General features: G+C 68.1%; 7 protein-coding genes. All 7 read left to right on the forward strand.

Annotated elements, in window-relative coordinates; genetic code table 11:
- Nucleotides 1-1,259 (forward strand): NADH-quinone oxidoreductase subunit NuoH (gene nuoH / locus ACY45C_RS00190; protein WP_462185658.1); only part of this gene is annotated, 1,259 nt, incomplete at its 5' end.
- 3 nt (nt 1,260-1,262) lie between these two features.
- On the forward strand, nt 1,263-1,916 hold the full coding sequence (gene nuoI, locus ACY45C_RS00195; protein WP_462185659.1) for an NADH-quinone oxidoreductase subunit NuoI: 654 nt from the start codon (nt 1,263-1,265) through the stop codon (nt 1,914-1,916).
- The gene (locus tag ACY45C_RS00200) at nt 1,913-2,719 is read left to right on the forward strand and encodes an NADH-quinone oxidoreductase subunit J (protein ID WP_462185660.1); all 807 of its coding nucleotides are present in this window, start codon (nt 1,913-1,915) and stop codon (nt 2,717-2,719) included. Before nuoI ends, ACY45C_RS00200 begins: the two co-directional genes overlap by 4 nt.
- A complete protein-coding gene (gene nuoK / locus ACY45C_RS00205) occupies nt 2,716-3,015 on the forward strand; it encodes an NADH-quinone oxidoreductase subunit NuoK (protein WP_462185661.1) in 300 nt (99 codons plus the stop codon). Before ACY45C_RS00200 ends, nuoK begins: the two co-directional genes overlap by 4 nt.
- Before the next feature lie 190 nt (nt 3,016-3,205).
- The gene (nuoL, locus tag ACY45C_RS00210; RefSeq protein WP_462185662.1) at nt 3,206-5,191 is read left to right on the forward strand and encodes an NADH-quinone oxidoreductase subunit L; all 1,986 of its coding nucleotides are present in this window, start codon (nt 3,206-3,208) and stop codon (nt 5,189-5,191) included.
- Between the two features lies 1 nt (nt 5,192).
- Nucleotides 5,193-6,833, forward strand: coding sequence for an NADH-quinone oxidoreductase subunit M (locus ACY45C_RS00215; RefSeq protein WP_462185663.1), 1,641 nt, complete (start codon nt 5,193-5,195; stop codon nt 6,831-6,833).
- Nucleotides 6,834-6,874: 41 nt separating this feature from the next.
- On the forward strand, nt 6,875-7,832 hold a 958-nt coding region (locus tag ACY45C_RS00220), incomplete at its 3' end, for an NADH-quinone oxidoreductase subunit N (protein ID WP_462185737.1).

Here is a 7,832-nt window from a genome sequence, read left to right on the forward strand (position 1 = left end):
TCAAGGCCGTCGCGGTGTTCGCCTTCCTGCTGCTGATGACGCTGTTCGCGATCGTGTTCGAGCGCAAGGTCGTCGCGAAGATGCAGCAGCGGGTCGGCCCGAACCGCCACGGCCCGAGGGGCTGGCTGCAGAGCCTCGCCGACGGCGCCAAGCTGATGCTCAAGGAAGACCTCATCCCGGTACTCGCCGACAAGCCGATCTTCATCCTGGCGCCGATCGTCTCCGCGGTGCCCGCGTTCCTCGCCTTCGCGGTGATCCCCTTCGGTCCGGAGGTCTCGATCCTCGGGGAGCGGACCACGCTGCAACTGGCGGACCTGCCGGTGAGCGTGCTCTACCTGCTGGCGGCCGCCTCCCTCGGTGTCTACGGGCTCATCCTGTCGGGCTGGTCGAGCGGGTCCACCTACCCGCTGCTCGGCTCGCTGCGTTCGGCCGCGCAGATCATCTCCTACGAGGTCGCGATGGGGCTCGCGTTCGTCGCGGTGTTTATCTACGCCGGCACGCTGTCGACCTCCGGCATCGTGGCGAGCCAGTCGGGTCGCTGGTACATCGTGCTGGTGCCGTCGTTCGTCCTGTACTGCATCTCGATGGTCGGCGAGACGAACCGGACCCCCTTCGACCTCCCCGAGGCCGAGGGCGAACTGGTCGGCGGGTTCCACACCGAGTACAGCTCCATCAAGTTCGCGTTCTTCTTCCTGGCCGAGTACATCAACATGGTCACCGTCTCGGCGATCGCGACGACCTTGTTCCTCGGGGGCTGGCAGCCTCCGCCCATCCCCGGCCTGTCCGGTCTGAACTCCGGCTGGATTCCGCTGATCTGGTTCGTCCTCAAGCTGCTGGCGTTCCTGTTCTTCTTCATCTGGCTGCGCGGGACGCTGCCGCGGCTGCGGTACGACCAGTTCATGAGCTTCGGCTGGAAGGTGCTCATCCCGGTTGGTCTGGTCTGGGTGCTGGCCGTCGCGACCTTCCGCGTCTACCAGAAGCACGTGGACGACCGCACGCCCTGGCTCGTCGGGTTCGGCGTGGTCGTCGGCATCCTGCTGATCGTCGCGCTCATTGATCCCGGCGGCGCGAGGCACCAGCGGGAGCTGGAGGAGGCCGAGCAGCGCAAGTTGGCCGAGGCGCCGAGCCTCGACCGCATCCCGTGGCCGCCCCCACCGCCGGCCGGTGGACGGGGCCGTCCGGCGGTGTCCGCCGGTGCCTCGGCCAACGGGTCGTCCACTGTCATCCCCGCGGACCCCGGTCCGCGTCAGGAGCGTTGAGTCATGGGGATCCTCGACCCGTACAAGGGGTTCGGCGTCACCTTCGGGACGATGTTCAAGAAGCCGACGACCGAGCAGTACCCGGAGGAAAAAAAGGAGACCGCCCCGCGTTTCCATGGCCGTCACCAGCTCAACCGGCATCCCGACGGCCTGGAGAAGTGCGTCGGGTGCGAGCTGTGCGCCTGGGCGTGCCCGGCCGATGCGATCTATGTCGAGGGCGCGGACAACACCGAGGCTGAGCGGTACTCCCCGGGCGAGCGGTACGGCCGCGTCTACCAGATCAACTACCTGCGGTGCATCCTGTGCGGGCTGTGCATCGAGGCCTGCCCCACCCGGGCGCTGACGATGTCCAACGACTACGAGCTCGCCGACGACAGCCGACAGGATCTGATCTTCACCAAGGAACAGCTGCTCGCTCCGCTGCGCGAGGGCATGGAGGCGCCGCCGCATCCGATGCGGCTTGGCTCCAGCGAGACCGACTACTACACCCGCGACCCCGATGCCCCGCGGCCCTGGCAGGCCGCGGGGCAGGAGCAGGCCGCGGGGCAGGCCGCGGAGCGGGAGGCAGCAGACGTCATCGCCCGGCGGACGGCGGGCGAGCACTCCCGGGCGGACGAGGTTCCCGCCCACGGCGCCGGTTCGGAGCGACCACGATGAACCACGAGATCCTCGCCGCCGCGGCGGGGGACATCACCAGCACCTCCACCGGTGAGGCCGCGACCTTCTGGATCCTCGCCCCGGTCGCGGTGCTGGCCGCACTCGGCATGGTGATGGTCCGCAGCGTCGTGCACTCGGCGCTGCTGCTGGTGGCCAACCTGTTCTGCGTCGCGGTGTTCTACCTGATCCAGGAGGCACCGTTCCTCGGGTTCGTGCAGATCATCGTCTACGCGGGCGCGATCATGGTGTTGTTCCTGTTCGTGCTGATGCTCGTCGGGGTCGACTCGTCCGACTCGCTGGTGGAGACCATCCGCGGTCAGCGCCTCGGCGCGATCGTCTTCGGCCTCGGCTTCGCGGGCCTGCTGGCCTTCCCGATCGGTTCGGCGATCGACGGCGGGAGCGCCACGGGCTTGTCCGAGGCGAACACCGGCGGCAACGTCCAGGCGATCGGCCGCCTGCTGTTCACCGACTATGTCTTCGTCTTCGAGGCGATCTCGGCGCTGCTTGTCGTCGCCGCGATCGGCACGATGATCCTCGGCCACCGGGAACGCGAAGGCGGCCGGATCAGCCAGCGGGAGTGGATGCGGCGGCGCTTCACCGAGGGCCGTCAGGTCACCCCGCTGCCCGGGCCGGGGGTCTTCGCCCGGCATGACTCCGCCGACACGCTCGGGCTGTTGCCGGGCGGCGGGCGCGCCTCGGGCATCGGGGGCATCCCCGAGACGCCCGGCGAGCCGGGCGGCGGCATCTCCCGGGACGCGAACGGCTCGGCGCCCATCGGCGCCGGTAAGGGGGACGGTCGATGAACCCCGCGAACTACCTGATCCTCTCCGCGCTACTGTTCACCATCGGCACGGTCGGGGTCCTCGTCCGGCGCAACGCGATCGTCGTGTTCATGTCGGTGGAGCTTATGCTCAACGCCGCGAACCTGACCCTGGTCACGTTCTCCCGCATTCACGGGACCCTCGACGGGCAGATCATGGCCTTCTTCGTCATGGTCGTCGCCGCGGCCGAGGTCGTCATCGGCCTGGCCATCATCCTCAGCATCTTCCGAACCCGTCACTCGGCGTCGGTGGATGACGTGAACCTGCTGAAGTACTAGATCCCAGCCAAGCACGAGTACGAGCGCGAGCACCAGATCTTGACCAGCATTCCCACCGCGGACCGGGTCGGGTGGACTCTCCGGTCCGCTCCCGCCGCCGGAACGCGGCTGCGACCGGCCGTCGGCCACGGAAGAACGGACGACACTGCAGTGACGCATTATCGCCAATGGCATCCGCGGCGGAGTCGCGATGAACGCTGACCCGCTTCTGCTCGCCGCCGCCGAACATGGCGGCAGCAAGATCCATTATGCGGCCGCGTCGGGGGTCTTCTCGCTGACCTGGCTGCTCATCGCGCTTCCGTTGGCCGGAGCCGCGGTGCTGTTGCTCGGCGGCCGGCGGACCGACGGGTTCGGGCATCTGCTCGGCACACTGACCTCCGCCGCCAGCTTCGTGATCGGTCTGGTGCTGTTCGCCGGCCTGCTCGACCGCCCCGGTGACGACCGGGCGCTGTCCCAGCAGCTGTACTCCTGGATTCCGGTCAACGGTTTCCAGGTGGACGTCGGTCTGCTGGTCGACCAGCTTTCGGTCGTCTTTGTGCTGCTGATCACCGGGGTCGGGACACTGATCCACATCTACTCGATCGGCTACATGGCGCACGACCCGGCCCGGCGGAAGTTCTTCGCCTACATGAACCTCTTCCTGGCGTCGATGCTGCTGCTCGTCCTGGGCGACAACTTCCTGTCGCTCTACGCCGGCTGGGAGCTGGTCGGGCTGTCGTCCTTCCTGCTCATCAAGTTCTGGGAGTACAAGCCGGCCGCCGCCACCGCGGCGAACAAGGCCTTCTACATGAACCGGGTCGGGGACGTCGGGCTGGTGCTCGCGATCATGTTCATGTTCGCCACCGTCGGGTCGACGAGCTACGCCGACGTGTTCGGCTCGGCCGCCGCGGGCGTCATCGGTTACGGCACGATCACCGCGATCGCGCTGCTGCTCCTGCTCGGCGCGTGCGGCAAGTCCGGTCAGTTCCCACTGCAGGCCTGGCTGCCGGACGCCATGGAGGGCCCGACCCCGATCTCCGCGCTCATCCATGCGGCAACCATGGTCACCGCCGGGGTCTACCTCATCGTGCGGGCCGGGCCGATCTTCAACGAGACGCAGGCCGCTCGCACCGTCGTAGTGATCATCGGGGCGGTCACGATCCTGATTGGCTGCGTCATCGGCTGCGCCTACGACGACATCAAGAAGGTGCTGGCCTACTCGACGGTCAGCCAGATCGGGTACATGTTCCTCGCGGTGGGGCTGGGACCGGCCGGCTACGCGATCGGCATCATGCACCTGCTCGCCCACGGCTTCTTCAAGGCCGGCCTGTTCCTCGGATCCGGCTCGGTGATCCACGCGATGCACGACGACCAGGACATGCGCCACTACGGTGGGCTCTGGCGGTACATGCCCATCACCTGGGTGACCTTCGGTTTTGGCTACCTGGCGATCATCGGGTTCCCCGGGTTCTCCGGCTTCTTCACCAAGGACCGGATCATCGAGACCGCCTTCGACAAGGGTGGGACATCGGGATACCTGCTCGGCTCGATCGCGCTGCTGGGCGCGGGCATCACCGCCTTCTACATGTCCCGGCTGTTCCTGATGACCTTCCACGGCAGGCCGCGCTGGACGACGGAGGGCGAGCACGCCCGGCATCCGCACGAGTCCCCGGTGTCGATGACCGGGCCGATGATCGTGTTGGCCGTCGGCTCGGTCCTCGCCGGTGGCCTGTTCGTCCTCGGCCACTCGTTGCAGGACTGGCTCGAACCGGTCGCCGGGACGCACGTCGAGGGCGTCCACACCTTCTCGCCGCTCGTCCTCACCCTGCTCACACTGGTGGTCACCGTCGGCGGCTTCGCCGGCGCCTATGTGCGCTACCAGCTGCGCCCGGTCGAGGCGACGGCCCCGCCGGACTCCAAGGTCACCCTGGTCACCGTCGCCGCCCGTCACGACCTGTTCGCGAACACCTTCAACGAGACCGTCGCGATGCGGCCTGGCCAGTACCTGACCCGTTTCCTGGTCTGGCTGGACCTCGTCGGCGTCGACGGGCTCGTGCGGAGCAGCGCCGCCGCCATCGGCGGCCTGTCGGGGCGGATGCGCCGCCTCCAGACCGGCTTCGTCCGGTCCTACGCTCTGTCAATGTTGGGAGGTGCCGTCCTCGTGGTCGGCGCGCTGTTGCTGGTGAGGGCGGGCTGACATGCACACAGTCCCCTGGTTGACGATCATGTTGATCGTCCCGGTCGCGGGTGCGATGATCGTCGCCGCTCTGCCCCGCCGGCTGTCGACCCTCGCCAAGCAGCTCACCCTCGGGCTCTCGCTGGCGGTCCTGGTGCTCGCGGTCCTTGCGACTGCTGCCTACGACCCGAACAAGGCCGGCTTCCAGTTCGGCCAGTCCTACGACTGGATCAAAACCTTCGGCATCTCCTACTCGGTGGGAGCTGACGGCATCTCGCTGGTGCTGATCCTGCTGGCCGCGCTGCTGGTGCCGGTCGTGGTCCTGGCGTCCTGGGACGAGGCAGACGCGGATGGCGGGACGACCGGCGCGACGGATCCGACCGGCGCGGCCGCCGTCGGGGCGGACGGCTCCGGGCCCGGAGCCGGGACGCGGAGCAGGCGGTCGGTCCCGGCGTTCTTCGCGCTGTTGCTGGCGCTGGAGGCCGGGATGATCGGCGTGTTCGCCGCCACCGACGTCTTCCTCTTCTACGTCTTCTTCGAGGCGATGCTCATCCCGATGTACTTCCTCATCGGGAGCTACGGCCCGGTCAGGGAGCAAGCGCAGCGCTCCTACGCGGCGGTCAAGTTCCTGCTCTACAGCCTCTTCGGTGGCCTGCTGATGCTCGCCGCCGTGATCGGGCTGTACGTCGTCTCCGCCGACAACCTCGGCAGCGGAACCTTCGACTTCGCCACCCTGCGGCAGATGGACATCACCCCCGAGGTGCAGAAGCTGCTGTTCCTCGGCTTCTTCCTGGCGTTCGCCATCAAGGCCCCGCTGTTCCCGTTCCACACCTGGCTGCCCGACGCCGGCGCGCAGTCGCCCACCGGCGGCGCGGTGCTGCTGGTCGGGGTGCTGGACAAGGTGGGCACGTTCGGACTGATCCGGTACTGCATCCCGCTGTTCCCCGACGCGGCCGACTACTTCGCCCCGCTGGTGCTGGGGCTGGCGGTGACCGGCATCTTCTACGGCGCCCTGCTCGCCATCGGGCAGCGGGACATGAAACGGCTGGTCGCCTACACCTCGCTGGCCCACTTCGGCTTCATCGCGCTGGGCACCTTCGCCTTCACTTCTCAGGCGGGCAGCGGTGCGGTGCTCTACATGGTCAACCACGGCCTGTCCACCGGCCTGCTTTTCATGGTCGTGGGCTTCCTGGTGGCGCGCCGCGGCACCCGTGACGTCGGCGCTTACGGTGGTCTGGCCAGGGTGACGCCGGTGCTCGCCGGGGTGTTCCTCGTCGCCGGACTGTCGTCGTTGGCGTTGCCCGGGACGAACAGCTTCGTCAGCGAGTTCCTGGTGCTGATGGGGACGTTCACCCGGAACAAGCCGCTGGCGATCGTCGCGACCACCGGCATCGTGCTGGCCGCGATCTACATCCTGTACCTCTACCAGCGGACGATGACCGGGCCGGTGGTGCACGAGGAGAACAAGGTCCTGGTCGACCTCAGCCTGCGCGAGAAGCTCGTCGTCGCCCCGATGGTCGCGCTCATCGTCGCGCTCGGGGTCTACCCCAAGCCGCTGCTCGACATCATCACGCCGACGGTGACGGCGACCTATGCCGATATCGGCAAGTCTGACCCGGCTCCGACGCACTCGGTGACCGCGGAGTCCGGAGGCCACTCGTGAGCGCCACACCCGACCTTCTCCTGGCGCAGGAATCGAACCCGATGATCACGCCGCCGTCGATCGAGTACTCCTCGCTCAGCCCGATCCTGATCGTGTTCGGGGTCGCGCTCGTCGGGGTGCTCGTCGACGCCTTCGCCACGAAGCGGGCCCGGCGGACCTTCCAGCCGATCCTGGCGGGTGCGGGCTTCGTCGCCGCGCTCGTGGCCGTGGCGGTGCTGCATGGCCGGCAGGCCATCCTCGCCTCCGGTGCGCTGGCGATCGACGCGCCGACCCTGTTCATGCAGGGCACGATCCTGGTCTTCGCCCTGCTGTCGGTGCTGCTGGTGGCCGAACGCCAGCTTGACTCGTCCGGCGGGGCGATCGTGGCCTCGGCCGCGATCACTCCAGGCTCGAAGGGATCGACGGCGCAGCAGACCTCGGCAGACGTGCAGACCGAGGCGTATCCGCTGATGGTCTTCTCGGTCACCGGGATGATGCTCTTCGTCGCATCGAACAACCTGCTGGTGATGTTCGTGGCGCTGGAGATCCTCTCGCTGCCGCTGTACCTGCTGGCCGGGCTCGCCCGGCGCCGCCGGCTGCTGTCGCAGGAAGCGGCGATGAAGTACTTCCTGCTCGGGGCGTTCTCCTCGGCCTTCTTCCTCTACGGCGTCGCGTTTGCCTACGGATTTGCCGGCAGCGTGGAGTTCGGGGCGATCGCGGACGCGGTCGGCAACGCCGGTGTGAACGACACCTACCTCTATCTGTCGTTCGCGCTGCTGGCGGTGGGTCTGTTCTTCAAGATCGGCGCCGCGCCGTTCCACTCCTGGACGCCGGACGTCTATCAGGGCTCGCCGACGCCGGTTACCGCGTTCATGGCGGCGGGGACGAAGGTCGCCGCGTTCGGCGCCCTGCTGCGGGTCTTCTACGTCGCCTTCGGGGGGCTGCGCTGGGACTGGCGACCAATCCTGTGGACGATCGCCATCCTCACCATGGTGGTCGGCGCGGTGCTTGCCCTGACCC

The organism is Frankia sp. CcWB2 (assembly GCF_977927585.1).